Annotated in this window: 1 pseudogene; it reads left to right on the forward strand. The window is 69.8% G+C overall.

Annotated elements, in window-relative coordinates:
• Positions 1-258, forward strand: a pseudogene (locus OO47_RS33105) (hypothetical protein); the annotation flags it as partial.

Genomic DNA, 258 nt, shown 5'->3' on the forward strand with positions numbered 1-258 from the left:
CACGCGGTCACCAAGATCAGCCACGCCACCGCGACCTCGATGTTCCGGTCCTCCGGGATCACCTGGTCCTCGTCCGGCGGCTGCTCCGACCGCAACGTCCCGACCTGCACGTCCTTCGACCAGCTCAACCTCGCCACCGCCCAGGGCGCCCAGACCCTCAGGAGCGCCAGCGGCTGCGCCCTCAACATCACCGGCGGCACCGAGACCGGGCACGCGGGCGGCACGTACTCCCACTGGAACGGCTACAAGCTGGACTTC

The sequence above is a fragment of the Streptomyces bikiniensis genome, assembly GCF_000716625.1.
GTDB lineage: Bacteria > Actinomycetota > Actinomycetes > Streptomycetales > Streptomycetaceae > Streptomyces > Streptomyces bikiniensis.